Raw genomic sequence first — 20,009 nt, 5'->3', positions numbered from 1 at the left:
CTGCCTACTCGCGCCAGTGGTCGCCGATCCACCGGGCGGGACGCAGGCGCTTGTGGATGCCGCCGGGCCAGCGGCCTTCGAAGGCCTCGTCCGGCTTCGGGTGGCCGTGGAAGACGACGATCTTCGTGCCTTCCGGGATCTTGGCCGGCACGAACCAGCGCCTGATGCCTTTCGGCAGGCAGTGCTTCTTGAACGAGACGCACCACGGGCCCGGCCAGAACACGAGCTCCGGCTTCATGTGGGAGAGATAGGCCTGCTCGTTGCGGTAGAGATCGACCCAGTGCTGGACGGAGTGTTCGTGAAAGGTGTCCAGGACCTGCGGATCGGCGCCGATCTCGAACCGGAACACCGAGGAGTTCCCCACGCGACGGTCCGGGTGGGTCCAGTTGTGGATGATGGCGAGCTTGCCGGGCTCGTATTCGAAGAAGGGCTCCAGCCGGTCGACCACGATCAGGTCGAGGTCGAGAAACAGCGCGGTGCCTTCCAGGTCGGCCAGCGTGCGGTTGAACAGCGCGAGCTTCTTCCAGGGATAGTCCTGATAGGCGTCCAGCGTGATGGGGGGAAGCGGCGCCGTTTCGATCTTCGGATCGATCCCGGTCGGATCGTCGGTGAAGCACATGAAACGGAACGGCAGGTCGAGCTGGCGCGCGACCATGGCGTGGAGCCGGTTGACGTAGTGCGGGCCGTAAACGGTCCCCCACTTCATGCAGACGATGTTGACGGGAGCGGTCATCTTGCCTTCGGTCGGGCGCTGCTGTGCGATCCGCGTATAAGAAACCGCCGTATGTGACAAGGTAGCGGCGACCGCCGCAGACAATCTTCGGCGACAGGGGGAAGGGTTTTATGGCTGGGGCGATTGCCAGAACGGCGCTGGTCACGGGAGGCGCGAAGCGCGTCGGGCGCGCCATCGCCGAAGATCTTGCCGCCAACGGCTATGCGGTCGCGATCCATTGCCACAGCTCGCGGGACGCGGCCGAGGATCTCGCTGCCAAGCTGCGCAGCAAGGGCACGACGGCGGCCGTCGTTGCCGGCGATCTCACGGATCTGGACGGCCTGGCGGACATCGTCGAGGAGGCGTCCTCCGCGCTCGGCCCGCTCGGCGTCCTGGTCAACAACGCGGCCCTGTTCGGCGACGACGGGTTCGAGACCATGAGCCCGGACGCCTTCCGCACCCACATGGCGATCAACGCCGCCGCCCCGGCCTTTCTGACCCAGGCGTTCGCCCGCCAGGTTGCCGACGATGCGGGCGGGGTGGTCGTCAACATCACCGACCAGCGGGTGGAAAAGCCGGTCCCGACCCATTTCGCCTACGGCGCGTCCAAGGCGGCGCTCGCGGCGATGACGGAGACCATGGCCCAGGCGCTTGCACCGCGCATCCGGGTCAACGCGATCGCGCCTGGCCCCACCTTGCAGGGGGAGCGTCAGAGCGAGGACGACTTCCGGCGGCAGGTGGACGGCGTGCTCCTTAAGACGGGGCCGTCGCTCGATGCGTTCGGTGCCACGGTGCGCTATTTCGTGGATATGCCGTCGATAACGGGACAGACGGTTTTCCTCGATGGCGGCCAGCATCTTGGCTGGCAGACACCGGACGTCCTAAATATCCAGGAATGACCGAGACCGATTCCCCATCGACGACCCGCCCTGCCACGGAGCCGGACTCCGCCGGGCTGCCCGCGGACGAGGCGTTCGAGCACATCGCGCTCCAGCCGGTGGACGAGACCGCCGACGGGGAAGCGCGGGTCGGCGCGGATCTGATCGCGGACGTGGTCAAGCGGCTGCCGAACGCGCCGGGCGTCTACCGGATGCTCGATGACAAAGGCGACGTGCTTTATGTCGGCAAGGCGCGCAGCCTGAAGAAGCGCGTGGCCAACTATGCGCGCCCTGTCGGGCTCGCCGCGCGCACGCTGACGATGATCGCCAACACACGGGCGATGGAGTTCGTCACCACCCGCACGGAGACCGAGGCGCTTCTCCTCGAGGCGAACCTGATCAAGCGGCTGCGGCCGCGCTTCAACGTCCTGCTGCGCGACGACAAGTCGTTTCCCTACATCCTGATCACCGGCGATCACGAGGCGCCGCAGATCGTGAAGCATCGCGGCGCGCGCAGCCGCAAGGGCGCCTATTTCGGGCCGTTCGCCTCCGCCGGCGCCGTGGACCGCACCATCAACGCGCTGCAGAAGGCGTTCCTGCTGCGCTCGTGCACCGATTCCGTGTACGAAAGCCGCAGCCGGCCTTGTCTGCTGTTCCAGATCAAGCGCTGTTCGGGTCCGTGCACGGGCGAGATCGATGCCCAGTCCTACAAGACCCTGGTGGATGAGGCGCGCACTTTCCTGGCCGGCAAGAGCAAGGCCGTGCGCGCGGACCTGGCGACCGAGATGGAGCAGGCCGCCGAGCGGCTCGATTTCGAGCAGGCCGCCCGCTACCGCGACCGGCTCGCCGCGCTGTCCCACATCCAGTCCCATCAGGGGATCAACCCGCAGGGGATCGAGGAAGCCGACGTCTTCGCCGTCCACCAGGAAGGCGGGCAGAGCTGCATCCAGGTGTTCTTCTTCCGCACCGGCCAGAACTGGGGCAACCGCGCCTATTTCCCCAAGGCCGACGCGCACTGGTCGTCCGCGGAAGTGCTGGAAAGCTTTCTGGCCCAGTTCTACGACGACAAGCCGTGCCCGCGGATGATCCTCACCTCCGAGGCGCTGCCGGAAGAGGGGCTTCTGTCGGCCGCGCTTTCCGAACGGGCCGGCCACAAGGTGACCGTGACCCGGCCCCAGCGCGGCACCAAGCGCGAACTGGCCGATCACGCCCGCCAGAACGCGAAGGAGGCGCTCGGCCGCAAGATGGCCGAAAGCGCCAGCCAGGCCACCCTCCTGAAAGGCGTTGCCGAGACGTTCGAACTGCCGGCGCCGCCGCGCCGCATCGAGGTCTATGACAACTCCCACATCATGGGCACGAACGCGGTCGGCGGCATGATCGTCGCCGGCCCGGAGGGATTCGCCAAGGCGCACTACCGCAAGTTCAACATCAAGTCCGAGGACGTCACCCCCGGCGACGATCTGGGCATGATGCGCGAGGTGCTGGAGCGCCGCTTCAAGCGGCTCCTGAAGGAGGCCGGGCCGAAGGGCGAGCGCGATCCGGAGGAGGAGGGGATCGGCCCGTGGCCGGATCTGGTCCTGATCGACGGCGGGGCGACCCAGCTTGCCGTCGCGAATGAGGTGCTTGCCGAACTCGGCATCGAGGATCTGGCGCTCGTCGGCGTGGCCAAGGGCGTCGATCGCGAGGCCGGCCGCGAGGAATTCCACCGTCCGGGCAAGGCGCCGTTCCGGCTGCCGCCGCGCGATCCGGTGCTCTACTACATCCAGCGCCTGCGCGACGAGGCGCACCGGTTCGCGATCGGAACCCACCGGGCCAAGCGGTCCAAGGAGATCGCCGCCAATCCGCTCGACGAGATCCCGGGTGTGGGGGCTGCCCGCAAGCGCGCGCTCCTGCGCCATTTCGGAACCGCGAAGGCCGTCTCCAAGGCCGGCGTCGACGACCTCACCGCCGTCGAGGGGATCTCGGAGGCGATGGCGAAGTCGATCTATTCCCACTTCCACGACCGCGCAAACTGAAGTAGATGTAAACTAGAAGCGTCGGAGGATTGCGAGGGGTTGCGTTCCGGCGTTTCGGTTTGAAGCTTTTCCGTTTCCGTCTAGTTGCGAACCTTTCCGGCCCGGCAGCGGTCGGGAAGAAGCAGCCTGTTTCTACCATCCGAAAATTGCTCACCGACGTGGCGGCGCCGGCCAAAGGCGCCTGCGCGCTCGGTCTTGGGAGACACTTCACATGACGTCCTGGTTCGTGCCGGCTGCCGCCGGCTTCGGACTGCTGACCGCGCTCGTTTCGGGCGCGGCAGCGGAAACGCTCGTCGAGCGCGGCGACTATCTCGTCAACACGGTGATGGCCTGCGGCAACTGCCACACGCCGATCGGCCCGGGCGGGCCCGATATGGAGCGGGCGCTGTCGGGCGGCCTGACCTTCGACGAACCGCCGTTCACGGTCACCGCCTCCAACATCACGCCGGATGAAGCGACCGGCATCGGGGCCTGGTCGGATGCCGATATCAAGACGGCTCTCGTCGGCGGGATCCGGCCCGACGGCACCCCGCTCGCGCCGGTGATGCCCTACGCCTTCTACAAGGTGCTGTCGCCACGGGATCTTGATGCGATCGTCGCCTACCTGCGGAGCTTGCCCGCGGTCGAGAACCAGGTGCCGACGCCGGATTATCGCCAGATCATCGTCGCAAAGCCGTTTCCGGGTGCGGACGAGCCGATCCCGGAAGCGGCGCGCGCCGGGAACATCGAGACCGAGGGGTTCTATCTGACGACCATCGCCCACTGCATGGAGTGCCACACGCGCTGGACGGACGGGCATCCGGACCCGGTTGCCGGGCTCGGCGCGGGCGGTCGCGAATTCCCCGGACCCTGGGGTGTGGCGGTCGCCGCGAACATCACGCCGGACCCGGAGGCGGGCATCGGCGCCTGGTCGGATGAGGAGATCAAGCGCGCCATCGCCGAGGGCGTCCGTCCGGATGGAACCCCGCTCAAGCCGCCGATGGGCTATCCCTACTATCACGGCATGACCGATGCCGATCTGACGGCGGTCGTGGCCTATCTACGGACCATTCCGACGCGGCAGTAGACGGCGTTGCGGGGATCGAGAGCTCTGGCGGGTCGGAACCCTCCGCGTCACCGACCGTTGCGTTGACCGGGGGACGGTGCTGTGGTCTGTCCGACACGGCCCGCCATTTGCTTGTCCTGGACCCTGAGATGACCAGCCGCGACGCGCTCACGATCCCGAACATCCTGACCTATGTCCGCATCGCGGCCGTACCGGTGGTGGCTGCCCTGCTGCTGGTTCCGAGCGAGACGGCCCGGTGGGTGGCGGTGATCCTGTTCGTGGTCGCAGCCCTTTCCGACTATGTCGACGGCTATCTGGCGCGGGCCTTGAACCAGACCACCGCGCTCGGGCGGATGCTCGATCCGATCGCCGACAAGCTGATCGTCGCCGCACTTCTGGTGGCGCTCGCCGCCGACGGCACGATCGTCGGCCTGCACGTGCTGGCCGCCGTCTTCATCCTGATGCGGGAGATCTTCGTCTCCGGACTGCGCGAGTTCCTCGGCGGCACGGTGGTGATCCACGTGAGTCAGGTGGCCAAGTGGAAGACCACGATGCAGCTCGTCGCGATCGCCGTGCTCCTGGTTGCGCCGCTGCTGGGATCGGTAGCCCAGGCGGCCGAGGTCGTCGGGTTGGTGGTGTTGTGGATCGCCGCCGCCCTTACGGTGTGGACCGGCTACGATTATATCCGGGGCGGAGTGCCCCATATCGTCGAGGCCGAGTGATGCGTGTTGTCTATTTCGCCTGGGTACGCGAGCGGGTCGGGGTCGAGGAGGAAGACGTCGACCTTCCAGCCGATGTCGCCACGGCCGGCGATCTCGTCGACTGGCTCAGGACCCGCAGCCCGAACCATGCTTTCGCGCTCGAAGAGCCGCGCGCGATCCGGGTCGCGGTCGACCGGGTCCATGCCCAGCCCGACGCGCCGCTGGCGGGTGCGCGGGAAGTCGCGCTGTTTCCACCGATGACCGGAGGCTGACCGCCGTGGCCGCCGTCACGCCGTCGATCCGCGTCGGGCCGGAGCCGGTGGACGTCGCCGGCGAACAGGCGGCCGCGTGCGCGGGTCGGTCCGACATCGGCGCCGTCGTGGCGTTCACGGGTCTGTGCCGGGACGAGGGCGGACAGCTCGCCGCCCTCGAACTCGAACACTATCCGGGGATGGCTGAGGCGGAGATCGGACGCATCGCCGACGAGGCAGTGACGCGCTGGCCGCTGCTGGGCCTTCGCGTGGTGCACCGCTCGGGGCGTGTGCTGCCAGGCGAGACGATCGTTCTGGTGGTGGCTGCGTCCGCCCACCGGGCGGCCGCGTTCGAGGCCGCCGCCTTCCTGATGGATTTCCTGAAGACCCGCGCGCCCTTCTGGAAGAAGGAGCACCGGGCGGACGGAAGCGCTGGCGGCTGGGTCGCGGCGAAGGACGAAGACGATGCCGCCACCGAGCGCTGGGCCCGCTGACGGCGCTGAAACGCCCTGAGTTTCCGCCTTATTCCTCGCTCGACCCCTCGGAGGGCTTCGGGGCCTTCGGGCCGCCCTTGGCGACACCCACCATGGCCGGACGCAGCACCCGGTCTGCGATCTTGTAGCCGGGCTGGACCACCTGCACCACGGTTCCGGAGGCGACCTCCGGGTTCGGAACCTCGAACATGGCCTGATGCATGTTCGGATCGAAGCGCTCGCCTTCCGGCACGATCTTGACGATGCCGTGCTTCTCGAAGGCGTTGAGAAGCTCGCGCTCGGTCATCTCGATGCCTTCGATCAGGGCCTTCACGCCCGGATCCTCGGCAATCTCGCCCTCCGGCTTGGAGTCCAGCGCGCGCCGGAAATTGTCGCTCACCGACAGCATGTCCCGGGCAAAGCCGGCCACGGCGTAGCGGCGCGCATCGGCCAGATCCTTCTCGGCCCGCCGGCGCGTGTTCTCCGCATCGGCGAGGGCCCGCAGGAGCTGGTCCTTCAGCTCGGCCGCTTCGCGCTCCAGGCGGACGACCGGATCGTCGACGCCGTCCTCGTCCGTTTCGACGGCGGCAGCCTCAATGTCTTCGGACGGATCGCCTTCGATCTCGTCCGGGTTGGTCTTGTTCGCCGTTTCGTTGCTCATCATCGCTCGTCTTCAGTCTGGTTCAGGCCGGTATCGGTCGCGTCGTATGTAAGCGTCCGCGCACAAGAATACGAGCCCGGCCAGTGGCGGTCGGGCTCGTCGCAGGCGCAGCGCCATGACGGCGGATCAGATCGACGAGTTGATCCAGTCGGACAGACGGCCCTTGGGCGCCGCACCGATCTGGGTGGCGGCCGGGGCCCCGTCCTTGAACAGGATCAGCGTCGGGATCGAGCGGACACCGTACTTGATGGCGGTTTCCTGGTTCTCGTCGACGTTGAGCTTGGCGATCTTGACCTTGCCGTTCATCTCCTGGGCGATCTCCTCGAGCGCCGGGGCGATCATCTTGCAGGGGCCGCACCACTCGGCCCAGAAGTCGACGACGACCGGCTCGCTGGACTCCAGAACGTCGCTCTGGAAGGAGGCGTCGGTCACGTTGGAAGGGTTGCTCATGGCATCACCTCGATAAGGGCCCGGCCAGGACCGTCAGGGACGGAAGGCAAGGCATTTCGGTCGGAGGAAAAGCAGGGCGGACGGGGCTTTCGGGCTCCAGCGCACCGCCTTTCGGTTGGATGGAACGTAGGCACGCCGACCGGGACCGTCAAGCAACGGGAAACCCGCCGGGCTCTTCCGCTGCCTGGGCGTCGACGGCGGCCCGCGCCCGATCGAGGTCGGCCGGCGGCACCTTCATCAGACGGCCACTGTCGGTCCACACGAGCGCGGCCTCGAGGGCGGCGTCGCCGACCAGCGGCCGCAGCACGTCGCGGTAGAGGGCGAGCTGGGCGATGTAGGATTGGGGCACGTCATCCACGGTGGCCGGCGCCGGCCGGTCCGACTTGAAATCGACGATCAGGACCCGGCCGCCGGCCTGCACCATCCGGTCGATGCGTCCGGTCACAAGCCGCTCCACGCCGCCGATCGGAAGCCGGCCGGCGACGGCGACTTCGGGCCGGCTTCCGGGGCCGAACACTGGGGCGAACTGCGGGTCATCGAGAATGGCGAGGACTGAGGCGATAATCGCCTCGCCGTCGAGGCTCTGGGCGCCCGGATGCACGGCCAGAATCCGACGGCCCGCCGCCGGCCGCTCGTCCGGTGGCGCATCGGGCAGGAGTTCGAGCAGGCGATGGGTCAGGTCGCCGCGCAGGAGCGCGGTCCGGCGGACGGTTTCCGGGTCCATGGATGGATCGGCCCGATCAGTCTCCCCGGCACGGCGGACGGAGCCTGCATCATGGGGCAGGGCGCCGGACGGGCTGAGCGCCGGCGCGCGCACGACCGGCGGGGGCGCCGGGGTTCGCGCCCAGTCCGGCAGCGGCGTGCGGGTCCGTGCGGCGGCCGGCTCGTCCTGCTCGGGAGGGGCAGTGCGCTCAGTACGCACGCCGTGCCATTCGCGGGCGACGACGTTTGCCTCGTCATCGGTGACGTCGACGAGGTCCGGCGCCAGCCCGGTTTCGATCAGCCGGTACCAGCATTCCTCGTGGGGACCGCGCTTCGGGCTCCAGCCGCAGACGATCAGCTGGTCTTCCGCCCGGGTCATGGCGACATAGAGCAGCCGGGCGTATTCGTCCTTCTGGCTCGCCTGTTCCGCCTCGATCACGTCCGCCACCCGGGAGGGTTTGTGGTCGGGGTTCGGCGCCCAAACGAGCGGGCGGGCCGCATTGGGATGGCTGATCGGCGGCAGCGGCACGATCTTGCGGGCGTGGCTTCCGTGGACAGGGGCCGCGCAGCCGTCAGCCAGAAAGACGATCGGCGCCTCCAGGCCCTTGGCGCCGTGGACGGTCATCACCCGGACGGCTTCCGGCGCGGTGTCGCTCTCGCGCTTGAGCTCGCTGGCACTGGCCGTCACCCGGGTCAGAAAGCCTTCCAGGGTCGGGATGCCGGTATGCTCGTAATCGAGGGCCAGATCGAGGAACGCATCGAGCACGTCGTCGACCTCGGTGCCGAGCCGGGAGCGGAACAGCCGGCGTCCGTCGTCCGCCCCGAGCACCGTCGCGAACAGGTCGAACGGTCGTCCCGACAGTGCGATCCGCCGCCAGCGGGCGATCCGCTCCGCCACGGCGGCGAGCACCGGGTCATCGCGGCGCGCGAAGAGGGCGGCTTCCAGGGTACCCTCGCGCCCGGACGCCAACCGATAAAGCTCCTCTTCGGAGAGGCCGAACAGGGGACTCTTGAGAACGGCGGCCAGTGACAGGTCGTCGGCCGGGGTCAAAAGAAAGCGGCCGAGCGCGATCAGGTCCTCGATCGCGATGTGCTCGGTGACCGTCAGCCGGTCGGCGCCGGCCACCGGTACGCCCGCCGCCTTCAGGGAGCGGATGACCACGTCCGCGAACGGCTTGCGCTTGCGCACCAGAATGAGGACGTCGCCCGCTTTAATCCGGGCCCCGTTGGGCCGCCGCGCGCCGCTGTCGAGCCAGCCGCGGATCGTCGCGGCGATCCGTTCGGCGAGCTGCCATTCGCCGGATGCGGCGGCCTCATGATCGAGGGGCAGCGTCCAGTCGTCCGGGATCGTGCTGTCCTGGGTTTCCGTGAGCGGCCAGAGCGTGACCTTGCCGGGGTCGTTGGCGCGGATCGGCTCGTGCACGAGGCCCTCGCCGGCGCTCTCGATTCGCCGGTGCAGATTTGGGTCGGCGAAGACGGCGTCGACCGCGCCGAGCACGTCCGGGGTCGAGCGGAAGGAAAGGGTGAGCCGCACCGCGTTGAAGGTGCTCTCGGCGCGCTCCGCCAGGCTCCTGAAGTGCCTCAGCTGCTCGCCGAAGGTCGCCGGGGCCGCGCCCTGGAAACCGTAGATGGACTGTTTTTCGTCGCCCACGGCGAACACGGTCCGGGGTCCCGATCGCGCTCCTTTGCCGGCAAAGAATTCCCTTGCGAGGGCGTTCACGATCTCCCATTGGCGCGGGCTCGTGTCCTGGGCCTCGTCGACCAGGATGTGGTCGATGCCCTGATCGAGCTTGTACTGGATCCAGTCCGCCGCTTCCGAACGGGACAGGAGTGCGGCCGTTCGGGCAATCTGGTCGTCGTAGTCGACGAAGCCTTCGCGCGCCTTCTCCGCTTCCACGAGGGCGATCACCCGGTCGGCGAGACGGGCGAGCGCGGCGGTCGCGGAGACGGCACGGTGGGCTCTGGCCTTGTCGAGAAGCGCGATCAGGCGGGCCTGTTCGGCCGCGAAGCGGTCGTCCAGATCCGGCAGGGCCGACCGAACGCCCTTGCTGCCGGCCCCCTTGTCGCTGCGCGGTTCGCGCTTGGCGGTCAGGAAGATGTCGAGCCAGGCTTCCGCGCGTTCGGCGGGATCGCGCATGGGGTCGGCCGCAATCGCGATCCGGTCCGCCTGCTTGATGTCGTTGGCGCCGCCCCGGGCCAGCGCGCCGGCATAGGCGGACCGGAAGCCGTCATCGAAATGAGGGGAGGCCAACATCTCGTCGGCGAGGCTGTCCGGCGTATCGGATGGGTCGAGCCCCAGGGCTGCCTTGAGGTCGCCGATGGCGTCTTCGAGATCGCCGGCGTGGCGGATCCACAGCCGGAAGGCCTCGCGCTCGGTGACCATCGCCCGGATCGACTGGATCAGGGTGAGATCGGCCGAAAGCGGCAGGATGGCCGCGATCGCGTCGGCCAGCGGGCCCTGCGGGTCCGCCGCCGCCTCGGCCAGCGTCTGGGCGATGGCGGCGTCGACGAGTTCGTTGGCCGCCGTGTCGTCCAGGACCGTGAAGCGGGCGGCCAGGTTCGCCTCCAGCGGGAACTGGTGCAGCAGCATGGCGCAGAAGGCGTGGATCGTCTGGATCTTCAGCCCGCCGGGCGTCTCCAGGGCGGCGGCGAACAGGCGCCGCGCGCGGGTCCGGTCATCGGGACCGGCCGGACCGTCGAGCCGACCTTCCAGCAGCGTGTCGAGGGCGGCGTCGTCGGCCCGCGCGAAGGCGGCCAGCCGGTCGAACACCCGCTGCGACATCTGGGCGGCGGCCGCGTTGGTGAAGGTCAGGCAGAGGATGCGTCCCGGCGCGACGCCCGACAGGAGCAGGTTCACCACCCGCTCGACTAGGACATGGGTCTTGCCGGACCCGGCATTGGCCGACACCCAGGCGGACGCGCCGGGCGCTGCGGCCCGCGCCTGGGCGACCTGGGTCGCTTCGGGGATTTCGCGCCGGGTCATTCGCCGCCCTCCACCGAGAGCGCCCACTCCCGGGCCCGGGCGAGGTGGTCATAGTCGCCGCCGAAGCTCTTCTCGCGCTGGATCCGCGCGCGGGAGAGATAGACGCTGCCGTCCATCGCGTAGGCGGAGAGAAGGGCCCGGAGCTTCTGATCGACCTCCGCGACGAGGGTCGCGGCGTCCTTCCCGGCCTTGTTGTCCAGGATCGAGCGCACCGTCAGCGGCTCGCGGGCCCCCTTCAGCTCGATATAGGCGATGTCGGACACGGTCTGATCGGCCGGAACGGATTCGAGACCGCCTTCGCGCAGCATCAGCGCTTCCAGCGTGAGCTGCGGCTCCAGGTGGGCCGCGACCTCCTGGGCGGACGGCGAGGAGCCGGTCTTGTAGTCATAGAGCGCGACGGTTCCGTCGCTCAGAAGGTCGACCCGGTCGGCGCGCCCGGCGACCGTGACTGGTCCGGCCGGCGTGGGGCGCTCCAGCCGGCCGCGGATTTCCACCAGACGGGACCGGATCCTGGTCGCAAGGGTGGCCTCGCGGGCAACGAACGCCTCCGCGATCCGGGCGAACCGGGGCAGCCAGAGGGCGGCGACCTCCGCCTCGTCGAGCTTCGTGAAGGCTTCGCGGCCCATCTCGACCAGCGCTGCGACGGCGGTGGCGTCGAACGGACCGGTCCATTCGGCGACGAACCGGGCGAGCACGTCGTGGATCAGCGTGCCGCGTTCGGACGCCTCCAGAGGCGGTGCGATCGGATCGAGGGGCTTCAGCCGCAGGAGATGCCGGGCGTAGATGGCGTAGGGATCGCGGATCAGGGTGGCGATCTCGGTGACGCTCAGCCGGTCCGGTCGGTCGACCACCGGGGGAGCGGGAGCGGGTCGGGGTGCCGGCACGGGCGGGCCGGAGGGCGCATCGAGGGCGGACGCCCAGTCGAGATAGGTGCGCCCGCGTGCGGCGATCGCCTCGGACGCCGTGGGTCCGGCGACCGTGCGCAGGCGCTGCAGCCAGCGCGAGGCGACCGTGGGCGTTCCGGACACGCGCCGGGCGCGGGTCAGCACGACGTCGCGCGCGCCGAGTGCCTGGGCCACGTCGTGGGCGGCAAGGCCGATGCGCCGCTCCGGCGGCTCCAGGCCGAAGGCGGTCATCATCGGCCGCGACATCCACGGTCCGATCTCCACGGCGGCCGGCCAACTGCCCTCGTTGAGGCCGGCGACCACGAGCCGGTCGACCGACTGGAGACGGGCCTCCAGCGGACCCCAGACGAACAGACGGTCGTCGGTCGGCACGGGCCCGCGCACGGCGGCATCTCCGGCCAGCGCCTCGAACAGGGAGGGCCAGTCGGCGGGGAGAACGTCGAAATAGACCCCGCCGGTCTGGGCGAGCCCGTCCAGCGCGGTGAGAAGCGCCCGGCCGTCGGCCGTCCGGGCGAGCGCATCCGGGCGCGCCGGGTCGTGCGCCAGCGCCTCCACGACGGCCAGATGCGCGGCGGCGAAGGCGGAGATGGCGACCTGTTCGGCGGCCCGCGTGAGATCCTCCAGCGGTGCCAGGGCGGCGGACAGGGCGTCCACCAGGGTCTCCGCGGCATCCAGGGGCGCGAGGTTCTTCGCCTTGTCGGCCCATTCGGACCGGCGGTGCGCGATCGCCGCGCGCAGTCCGTCCGAGCCGGGCCGGACCCGGTGTCCGCGCAGAACGTGGCGCTCCAGCGCGTCCACGCCCTCCCGGTAGACGTCGTGATCCAGCCCGATCCGGCACTGGTGGTGCTTGAGGAGGGCAATGAGCGTGTGCGCGTCGCCGCCGGTGGCGGTCGCGGCGGCGAGCCGGGCGAACAGGCCGGCGGTGGTGGTGCCGAGCGGCCGGCCGGCGGAATCGTCGACGGCGATCTCCCAGCGCTTCATCTCGGCGGCCACGCGCCGGGCGATGGCCCGGTCCGGCGTGACCAGAGCCGCTGTGGCGCCCGGCGTTTCCAGGGTCTCGCGCAGGGCGAGTGCAATGGCGGTGGCCTCTTCCCGAGAGGTCTCCGCCTCGATCAGGGCGAGCCCCGCGATCGCCGCCTCCGCGTTGGCCTCGGGGGCCGCCCAGGCCTCCGTGGTTGCCGCCGGCCGGAAGGCGGACGAGATGAGGGTGGTCCGCGCGGCGGAGGCACCGGTCGGGACCGGTCCGAGAGCGCGGACGTCGGACCGCTCGATGCCGATGCGCCGCAGAAGCTGCTTGAGCCCGTACTGGGGATGGCTGAAGGCCGGGTCCGCCGGATCGTCGATGGCCGTCCAGGCCGCGTCGTCGAGATCGAAATCAAGGCCGGGCAGCACGACGGCGCCGGTCGGAAGCCCGGCGATGGTTGCGATCAGCCGGGCGGTGGCCGGGATCGAGCCGGTCGAGCCGGCGGCAATCACAGGCCCCTTCGGCCGCGACGCCGCGAGCCGGTCCGCCTCCGCCTCGACCAGGAGACGGCGCCGCTGGGCGGGCTCCATCATGCCCTGTTCGGCGAGAAAGTCCGGCCAGGCGGTGACGGCGACCTCAAGAAAGGTGGTCGTCACCTGCCAGTAGGCCGCCAGTTCCTCCGGAACCAGCTGCGCGAGCGCGGCCCAGTCGGCCTCCTGGGTCTCCACCTGGTCCATCAGGTCGAGGAGGTCGGTGGCGAGCCGGGCGGCGTCGGCCGGGGAGGTCGGAACGGAGACGGTCTCGCCGGGCAGGAGGTCCAGCGTCTCCGCATGAAGCCGTGTGGCCCAGCTCCGGACCAGACCGGCCATGGCGACCCGGCGCGTCAGCGGCGGAAGCACCGGCTGGCCGAGGTCGGCGGCGCGCGTCTCGTCCAGGGCGAGGAGATCCTCCGCCACGTCGCCGATCGCGCGGATGTCCGGCAGCACCACGCTGGGGGACCCGGCATCGGCGAGAAAGGCGGCCTCCAGCACCCGCGCCGCGCGCCGGGTGGGCAGATAGATCGTGGCATCGGCAAGGGCGAGGGGATCGTCCGGCACGCGACCGTCCGGCCACAGCGAGCCGTCGCGAAGTGCGGCGACGAGGGTCGGAAGGAAGGGTGTCGACGGCGCGATGGAATAGACGCGGGGCATGGGGCTCGGTCCGACGTTTGGCGACCAATCTAGCCTGTCCCGTCCCAGGGACGCGAGACCGCCGTTGGCCCTTCCACCAGCGATCGCCCCGGCTCCACAAGAAAAACGCGCCCCGGTTTCCCGGAGCGCGTCGTGACACGTTCGAAAGCGGAAAGTCGGCTTATTCGGCCGCGTTTGAGAGTTCGGGCGCGGCCTGCAGCACGCTGGCGTCCACGTGGTCGGCAAAGCGGGCGAAATTGTCGACGAACATACCCACCAGACGCGCCGCCTGCCGGTCGTAGCCGGCCTTGTCGTCCCAGGTGGAGCGGGGATCGAGGATCTTGCTGTCCACGCCCGGCACCGAGACCGGAACCGCGAAGCCGAAGTTCGGATCGGTGCGGTAGTCGGCGGAATGCAGCGAGCCGTCGAGCGCCGCGTCCAGCAGGGTCCGGGTCGCGGAAATCGGCATGCGGTGGCCGACGCCGTGGGCGCCGCCGGTCCAGCCGGTGTTCAGGAGCCAGCAGTCCACCTCGTGGCGGGCGATCAGCTCGCGCAGAAGGTTGCCGTACTCGACCGGGTGGCGCGGCAGGAACGGCGCGCCGAAGCAGGTGGAGAAGGTCGCTTCGGGATCGGTGACGCCCTTTTCCGTGCCGGCGATCTTGGCGGTGTAGCCCGACAGGAAATGGTACATCGCCTGGGCCGGAGTCAGCTTGGCGATCGGCGGCATCACGCCGAACGCATCGGCGGTCAGCATGATGATGTTCTTCGGGTTCGGCCCGACACTGCCCGTCGCGATGTTGGGCATGAACTCGATCGGGTAGGCGCCGCGGGTGTTCTCGGTCTTCGACCCGTCGTCGAAATTGGGCTCGCGGGTGTCCGGATCGATGGTGACGTTCTCGTAGATGACGCCGAAGCGATGGGTGGCGGCCCAGATCTGCGGTTCGGCCTCCTGGGACAGCTTGATCATCTTGGCGTAGGAGCCGCCTTCGAAGTTGAAGACGCCGTTCTCGCTCCAGCCGTGCTCGTCGTCGCCGATCAGCTTGCGCTTGGGATCGGCGGACAGCGTCGTCTTGCCGGTGCCCGACAGACCGAAGAAGACGGCCGTGTCGCCGTTCGCGCCGAGATTGGCCGAGCAGTGCATCGGCATGACGTTCTTGGGCGGAAGCAGGTAGTTGAGCAGGGTGAAGACCGATTTCTTCATCTCGCCCGCATAGGAGGTGCCCGCGATCAGGATGATCTTGCGGGTGAAGTCGCAGGCGATGACCGTCTCGCTGCGGCAGCCGTGCCGCTCCGGATCGGCGGAGAAGCTCGGCAGGTCGATGATCGTCAGATCCGGTACGAAGCTCGTCAGCGCGTCGCGATCCGGCCGGATCAGCAGATTGCGGATGAACAGCGAATGCCAGGCGTATTCGGTGTAGACGCGGACGTTGATCCGGTAGTCGGGGTCGGCGCCGCCATAAAGGTCCTGGCCGAACAGGTTCATGCCCTTGGCGTGGTCGCGCATGTCCTCCAGAAGGCGGTCGAACGCGGCAGGCTCCATCGCCTTGTTGTTATCCCACCAGATCTGGTCCTCGGTGCCGGAATCACGCACCACGAACTTGTCTTTCGGCGAGCGTCCGGTGTGCACGCCGGTGTCGGCCGCCAGGGTCCCGGCGGCGGTCAGCTGGCCTTCGTTGCGGCGGATCGCCTGTTCGTAGAGGCTGGGGGCGCTCTGGTTCCAGTGGATCGACGCCAACCCGGCGAGACCAATCGTCTCGATCCCGGCGTTTGGATTGCGCAAGCCGAATTCTTTCACTGTTCTGCCTCTCTTAAATCAGCTGGCGTGTGGTCTGAGCCATCAGCAACCATGTTGCGCCGCAGCATTCATGATGTGTCGGTTCAGTTCCGACTGCGGCTGTTCCGCGCCCCCTCGCGCGAAAACTCGCGCGAAAACTCGCGCGAACGTAGTAAACCCCCGTGCCCGTGACAAGCAAAACAGTGCGGACTTGGGTTTGTTCCCGTCAAAAGGGGGGATTCCGGCAATTCGGTGACGCTCACGAGGCGCGCGCCTGGTCGGCCAGTGCCTTGAGTGCGGATCGCAGTGCACCCGGCGTGGTGATGCGCTCGGGGAAATCGACGCGGGCGGCGTGGTGGCCGGCGACCAGATCGATGCCTTCCGGGTCGATCCCGCACACCCGCCAGGGGCGTTCGGCGGGACCCTTGCCCGCCAGCTTTTCGGCATAGAGCGCGACCGCATCGGCATGGTCGGCGTTCATGTGCTCGATCGCACCCGGCTCCGCCTCGACGAGCGCTTGCGCGTCGGAGAGATCCGTCATGATGTCGGCGGCGGAGAGCGTCACGATCCGGCCGAAGCCCGCGACCAGATGGGCGCTTTCCGGTTCCAGCCGATAGAACCCGAAATCGGGGAAGTCGGCGTATTCGGCCGCCTCCGGCTGCCGCGCCAGGAAGCGGTTGCGGTCCGCCGCCGGCGACGCGATGCGGTGGATACGCCCGATCACCGTGACCCGGGCGAGGGCAAGCGGATCTCCCGGGGTCGTCGCCTCGCTTGCGAGAAGCGAGACCCGATCGTCCGCCTTCAGGTTCCGCGTGTGCCGGGCCAGATCCGACAGGAGCAGGATCGGGGCCCCGTCCGGCGCGGTTGCCACTGTGACGAGCGAAACGTGCGGCGCGCCGGTTTCGGCGTCCAGGGTTCCCAGCGCACCCTGGAAACTGGTGCGCAGGAGCTGCTTGGCAGCGGGGCCGGGTTCGAATTCGCTCGACATCGCGTTCGGTTGGGCGTTGGCTGAAAGTCGGACGGGTCGCGGACCGCTTTCTTGCCGGGGTCTTCCTAACTCCGGCACGGTCATGTGCGCGCAACAAAGCCCCAAAATCGAGGCTTCTGCAATGATTTGGCTCAAGCGGGGACTTTCGCAGGACCGGAGACGGGCCATATTTTCCTCGTAATTGACCCGTCTTACGACGAAAAAGCGCCGGATCGCAGACTTGCGCGGCGCGAACCCGCGACGAAAGGACGCTGAATGGCGACGGTTGCACTCGTCGATGACGACCGGAACATCCTGGCTTCCGTGTCCATCGCGCTCGAATCGGAAGGCTACCGGGTCCAGACCTACACCGATGGCTCGTCCGCGCTGCAGGGCCTGTCCCAGGATCCGCCGGACCTGGCGATCCTGGACATCAAGATGCCGCGCATGGACGGCATGGAGCTTCTGCGCCGCGTGCGTCAGCAGAGCGACATGCCGGTGATCTTCCTCACCTCCAAGGACGAGGAGATCGACGAGCTGTTCGGGCTGAAGATGGGCGCCGACGACTTCATCCGGAAGCCGTTTTCCCAGCGCCTCCTGGTGGAGCGGGTCAAGGCCGTCATGCGCCGGGCCCAGCCGCGGGACGGCACGGCCCCGAAGGCGACCGACGCCAGCAAGATCCTGGAGCGTGGCCAGCTGAAGATGGACCAGGAGCGGCACACCTGCACCTGGCAGGGCGAGCCGGTCACGCTGACGGTGACGGAGTTCCTGATCCTGTTCGCTCTCGCCCAGAGGCCGGGTGTCGTGAAGAGCCGCAACGCGCTGATGGACGCGGCCTATGACGATCAGGTCTATGTCGACGACCGGACCATCGACAGTCACATCAAGCGGCTGAGGAAGAAGTTCAAGGTGGTCGACAACAGCTTCGACATGATCGAAACGCTGTATGGCGTCGGCTACCGGTTCAAGGAAATGTAGTCGGCCCGAAAACGGTGCCGATCCCGTCATGGCTGTCGAAACGGATACATATGCGGCCCCGAAGGGCCAGCGGCGGCGGCGGCCGCTCCGTTTCGTCGGCCGTGTCGGGCGCGGCGTGGGCAGGATGCTGTCCACCTATGTCTTCTCCAGCGTCACCCGCCGCATTCTTGCGCTCAATCTGGTCGGCCTCGTCGCGCTGGTCTCCGGCACCCTCTATCTGAACCAGTTCCGCGCCGGCCTGATCGATGCGCGGGTGGAAAGCCTGCTCATTCAGGGTGAGATCATCGCCGCGGCGATCGCCGCGTCCGCGACGGTGGACACCGACACGATCTCGGTGGATCCGGAACGGCTGCTCGAGCTCCAGGCGGGCGAAAGCGTCGCCCCGATCGACCAGGGCACTCATGCGCTGGACTTTCCGATCAATCCGGAGCGCGTCGCGCCAATCCTGCGGCGCCTGATCTCTCCGACGAAGACCCGGGCCCGGATCTACGACCGGGAAGGCCTGCTGCTGCTCGATTCCCGGCATCTCTATTCGCGCGGGCAGATCCTGCGCTTCGATCTGCCGCCGCCCCAGGAGAGCGAGCCCGGTCCGCTGGAGCGGATCTGGGAGCGCTTGAAGGGGTGGACGCTGCACGGCGACCTGCCGGTCTATAAAGAGATCGGCGGCGCCAACGGCAAGGAGTATCCGGAGGTCGAGCGAGCCGTTTCGGGCGCTCCGGCGAGCGTCGTGCGGGTCAACGACAAGGGCGAGCTGATCGTCTCCGTCGCGGTTCCGATCCAGCGGTTCCGCGCCGTTCTCGGCGCGCTGCTCCTGTCGACCCAGGGCGGCGACATCGACTCCATTCTCCGGGCGGAGCGGCTGGCCATCGTCCGCGTCTTTCTGGTTTCCGTCGGCGTGATGGCGGTGCTCTCGATCCTGATGGCCGGGACGATCGCCGGTCCGATCCGCCGGCTGGCCGCCGCCGCGGACCGGGTCCGGCGCGGGGTGCGCGGCCGCGACGCGATCCCCTCCTTTGCCGAGCGCCACGACGAGATCGGCGATCTGGGACGAGCCCTGAAGGAGATGACGGCGGCCCTTCATAACCGCATCGATGCCATTGAGGCGTTCGCGGCCGACGTCGCCCACGAACTCAAGAACCCGCTGACCTCGCTGCGCAGCGCCGTGGAGACGCTTCCGCGGGCCAAGACCGAGGAGTCGCGGGAGCGCCTGCTCGGCATCATCCAGCACGACGTGCGCCGGCTCGACCGGCTGATCTCCGACATTTCCGACGCCTCGCGGCTGGATGCCGAGCTCGCACGCCGCGACGCGGAGCCGGTGAACCTCGCCGATCTGCTGGAAGCCGTCGTCGAGCTGCAGCGCGAACTGGCCCGACCCCAGGGGATCGCCATCCGGCTGAACGTGACCAATGCCGGCTCCCGCAAGGCGCGCGATGCCTACTATGTGAACGGACACGACAGCCGGCTGAGCCAGGTGTTCACCAACCTGATCGACAATGCGCGCTCGTTCTCGCCGGAAGGCGGGACCATCACGGTCACGGCCCGCCGGATCGACGGGGACGTGGAGGTCGTCATCGACGACTGCGGATCGGGCATCACCGCGGAGAAGATCGAGCGCATCTTCGAGCGCTTCTACACCGACCGGCCCGAGGTCCAGGGGTTCGGCGACAATTCGGGGCTGGGCCTGTCCATTTCGCGCCAGATCGTGGAGGCGCACCGGGGCACGATCTCCGCCGAGAACCGGCCCGCCGAGAACGGCGCGCCGGGCGAGGTCGCGGGCGCCCGGTTCATCGTCCGGCTGCCCGCCCTGTCGCAGGCCTAGAGGGGCCAGGCGGACGCGATGGCTCCCACGATCCATGCCACATGCCTGCTGATCGGGGCCGTCGGCGTGCTGGTTCGCGGGCCGTCGGGAGCGGGAAAGAGTGCGCTTGCCGCCCAGCTCGTGGAAGCGGAGCGCGCGGGCGGACGGTACGCCCAGCTGGTCTCCGACGACCGGGTCGCCGTGGCGGCGGTCAACGGGCGCCTCGTCGCGCGGGCGCCCTCCGAGATCGCCGGGCGGCTGGAACTGCGCGGCTTCGGCATCGTCGCAACCGACTTCGAGACCGCGGCCGTGGTGCGCCTCGTCGTTGACATCGTCGACCTGGCGGACGCCGAACGGCTGCCGGAGCCGGGCGCCCTGGTGACCACGATCGAGGGCCTGCGGCTTGCGCGGCAACCCGTCTGCGGGACGGGATGGCAGGCCTGTGCGGCCGTGCGGGCGCGCATTCTGGCGGAACGGTTCGGAATCGAACGGGAGAATCCAACGATTTGACTTGAAACCGGGGGCCGGCTGACAGAATCTGGCCGGCACGTCGCGCGGGGGCTTCCTCTCGGGCGGCGACGCC

General features: G+C 68.8%; 16 protein-coding genes. 9 read left to right on the top strand and 7 right to left on the bottom strand.

The window, feature by feature from the left end; genetic code table 11:
• Positions 1-4 precede the first annotated feature (4 nt).
• Entirely contained in the window at positions 5-733 is a 729-nt protein-coding gene (locus tag J2S73_RS16075) for a hypothetical protein (protein ID WP_306886636.1), read from the bottom strand.
• A gap of 110 nt (positions 734-843) precedes the next feature.
• On the opposite strand from J2S73_RS16075, the gene J2S73_RS16070 reads away from it, so the two are divergent.
• The 6 genes from J2S73_RS16070 to J2S73_RS16045 all read left to right on the top strand — a co-directional run bounded on the left by J2S73_RS16070 (position 844) and on the right by J2S73_RS16045 (position 6,096).
• Entirely contained in the window at positions 844-1,611 is a 768-nt protein-coding gene (locus tag J2S73_RS16070; RefSeq protein ID WP_306886635.1) for an SDR family oxidoreductase, read from the top strand.
• Positions 1,608-3,605 carry an excinuclease ABC subunit UvrC gene (gene uvrC, locus J2S73_RS16065; RefSeq protein WP_306886634.1) on the top strand — a complete coding sequence of 666 codons (1,998 nt, stop codon included), beginning with the start codon at positions 1,608-1,610 and terminating at the stop codon, positions 3,603-3,605. The genes J2S73_RS16070 and uvrC overlap by 4 nt, the downstream gene beginning before the upstream one ends.
• Positions 3,606-3,816: 211 nt before the next feature.
• Positions 3,817-4,671, top strand: a complete 855-nt coding sequence (locus tag J2S73_RS16060) for a cytochrome c4 (protein ID WP_306886633.1) — start codon at positions 3,817-3,819, stop codon at positions 4,669-4,671.
• A gap of 128 nt (positions 4,672-4,799) precedes the next feature.
• A complete protein-coding gene (pgsA, locus tag J2S73_RS16055) occupies positions 4,800-5,372 on the top strand; it encodes a CDP-diacylglycerol--glycerol-3-phosphate 3-phosphatidyltransferase (RefSeq protein ID WP_306886632.1) in 573 nt (190 codons plus the stop codon).
• Positions 5,372-5,623 (top strand): molybdopterin converting factor subunit 1, encoded by a 252-nt coding sequence (gene moaD, locus J2S73_RS16050; protein WP_306886631.1) that lies wholly within the window; start codon positions 5,372-5,374, stop codon positions 5,621-5,623. Before pgsA ends, moaD begins: the two co-directional genes overlap by 1 nt.
• Entirely contained in the window at positions 5,620-6,096 is a 477-nt protein-coding gene (locus tag J2S73_RS16045) for a molybdenum cofactor biosynthesis protein MoaE (RefSeq protein ID WP_370874450.1), read from the top strand. The genes moaD and J2S73_RS16045 overlap by 4 nt, the downstream gene beginning before the upstream one ends.
• Before the next feature lie 28 nt (positions 6,097-6,124).
• On the opposite strand, the gene grpE is transcribed toward J2S73_RS16045, so the two are convergent.
• The 6 genes from grpE to J2S73_RS16015 all read right to left on the bottom strand — a co-directional run bounded on the left by grpE (position 6,125) and on the right by J2S73_RS16015 (position 16,671).
• Positions 6,125-6,736 carry a nucleotide exchange factor GrpE gene (gene grpE / locus J2S73_RS16040; RefSeq protein WP_306886820.1) on the bottom strand — a complete coding sequence of 204 codons (612 nt, stop codon included), beginning with the start codon at positions 6,734-6,736 and terminating at the stop codon, positions 6,125-6,127.
• A 126-nt stretch (positions 6,737-6,862) separates the two neighbouring features.
• Entirely contained in the window at positions 6,863-7,186 is a 324-nt protein-coding gene (gene trxA / locus J2S73_RS16035) for a thioredoxin (RefSeq protein WP_306886629.1), read from the bottom strand.
• Between the two features lie 148 nt (positions 7,187-7,334).
• Positions 7,335-10,871 (bottom strand): double-strand break repair helicase AddA, encoded by a 3,537-nt coding sequence (gene addA, locus J2S73_RS16030; protein WP_306886628.1) that lies wholly within the window; start codon positions 10,869-10,871, stop codon positions 7,335-7,337.
• Positions 10,868-13,930: a double-strand break repair protein AddB gene (gene addB, locus J2S73_RS16025; protein WP_306886627.1), complete on the bottom strand. Its 3,063-nt coding sequence runs from the start codon at positions 13,928-13,930 to the stop codon at positions 10,868-10,870. The genes addA and addB overlap by 4 nt, the downstream gene beginning before the upstream one ends.
• A 160-nt stretch (positions 13,931-14,090) precedes the next feature.
• The gene (locus J2S73_RS16020) at positions 14,091-15,704 is read right to left on the bottom strand and encodes a phosphoenolpyruvate carboxykinase (protein WP_306886626.1); all 1,614 of its coding nucleotides are present in this window, start codon (positions 15,702-15,704) and stop codon (positions 14,091-14,093) included.
• Between the two features lie 238 nt (positions 15,705-15,942).
• A complete protein-coding gene (locus J2S73_RS16015) occupies positions 15,943-16,671 on the bottom strand; it encodes a HugZ family pyridoxamine 5'-phosphate oxidase (RefSeq protein WP_306886625.1) in 729 nt (242 codons plus the stop codon).
• A 255-nt stretch (positions 16,672-16,926) separates the two neighbouring features.
• Here J2S73_RS16015 and J2S73_RS16010 point away from each other — a divergent pair, with 255 nt between their 5' ends.
• From J2S73_RS16010 to J2S73_RS16000, 3 genes are read left to right on the top strand one after another with little or no spacing between them, the layout of a single operon-like run.
• Positions 16,927-17,628 carry a response regulator transcription factor gene (locus J2S73_RS16010; protein WP_306886624.1) on the top strand — a complete coding sequence of 234 codons (702 nt, stop codon included), beginning with the start codon at positions 16,927-16,929 and terminating at the stop codon, positions 17,626-17,628.
• A gap of 28 nt (positions 17,629-17,656) precedes the next feature.
• A complete protein-coding gene (locus J2S73_RS16005; RefSeq protein WP_306886623.1) occupies positions 17,657-19,447 on the top strand; it encodes a sensor histidine kinase in 1,791 nt (596 codons plus the stop codon).
• An 18-nt stretch (positions 19,448-19,465) separates the two neighbouring features.
• The gene (locus J2S73_RS16000; protein WP_306886622.1) at positions 19,466-19,936 is read left to right on the top strand and encodes an HPr kinase/phosphorylase; all 471 of its coding nucleotides are present in this window, start codon (positions 19,466-19,468) and stop codon (positions 19,934-19,936) included.
• Positions 19,937-20,009: the final 73 nt, after the last annotated feature.

This window comes from Amorphus orientalis (assembly GCF_030814015.1).
Lineage (GTDB): Bacteria > Pseudomonadota > Alphaproteobacteria > Rhizobiales > Amorphaceae > Amorphus > Amorphus orientalis.
This window is presented reverse-complemented; position numbering and strand designations above follow the sequence as displayed.

Excerpts from the sequence above, each read along its gene's own strand:
- J2S73_RS16075 (WP_306886636.1), bottom strand. The coding sequence starts at position 733 with ATGACCGCTCCCGTCAACATCGTCTGCATGAAGTGGGGGACCGTTTAC.
- addB (WP_306886627.1), bottom strand. The coding sequence starts at position 13,930 with ATGCCCCGCGTCTATTCCATCGCGCCGTCGACACCCTTCCTTCCGACC.
- J2S73_RS16010 (WP_306886624.1), top strand. The coding sequence starts at position 16,927 with ATGGCGACGGTTGCACTCGTCGATGACGACCGGAACATCCTGGCTTCC.
- pgsA (WP_306886632.1), top strand. The coding sequence starts at position 4,800 with ATGACCAGCCGCGACGCGCTCACGATCCCGAACATCCTGACCTATGTC.
- J2S73_RS16005 (WP_306886623.1), top strand. The coding sequence starts at position 17,657 with ATGGCTGTCGAAACGGATACATATGCGGCCCCGAAGGGCCAGCGGCGG.
- addA (WP_306886628.1), bottom strand. The coding sequence starts at position 10,871 with ATGACCCGGCGCGAAATCCCCGAAGCGACCCAGGTCGCCCAGGCGCGG.
- J2S73_RS16060 (WP_306886633.1), top strand. The coding sequence starts at position 3,817 with ATGACGTCCTGGTTCGTGCCGGCTGCCGCCGGCTTCGGACTGCTGACC.
- moaD (WP_306886631.1), top strand. The coding sequence starts at position 5,372 with ATGCGTGTTGTCTATTTCGCCTGGGTACGCGAGCGGGTCGGGGTCGAG.
- J2S73_RS16015 (WP_306886625.1), bottom strand. The coding sequence starts at position 16,671 with ATGTCGAGCGAATTCGAACCCGGCCCCGCTGCCAAGCAGCTCCTGCGC.
- trxA (WP_306886629.1), bottom strand. The coding sequence starts at position 7,186 with ATGAGCAACCCTTCCAACGTGACCGACGCCTCCTTCCAGAGCGACGTT.
- J2S73_RS16000 (WP_306886622.1), top strand. The coding sequence starts at position 19,466 with ATGGCTCCCACGATCCATGCCACATGCCTGCTGATCGGGGCCGTCGGC.
- uvrC (WP_306886634.1), top strand. The coding sequence starts at position 1,608 with ATGACCGAGACCGATTCCCCATCGACGACCCGCCCTGCCACGGAGCCG.
- grpE (WP_306886820.1), bottom strand. The coding sequence starts at position 6,736 with ATGAGCAACGAAACGGCGAACAAGACCAACCCGGACGAGATCGAAGGC.
- J2S73_RS16070 (WP_306886635.1), top strand. The coding sequence starts at position 844 with ATGGCTGGGGCGATTGCCAGAACGGCGCTGGTCACGGGAGGCGCGAAG.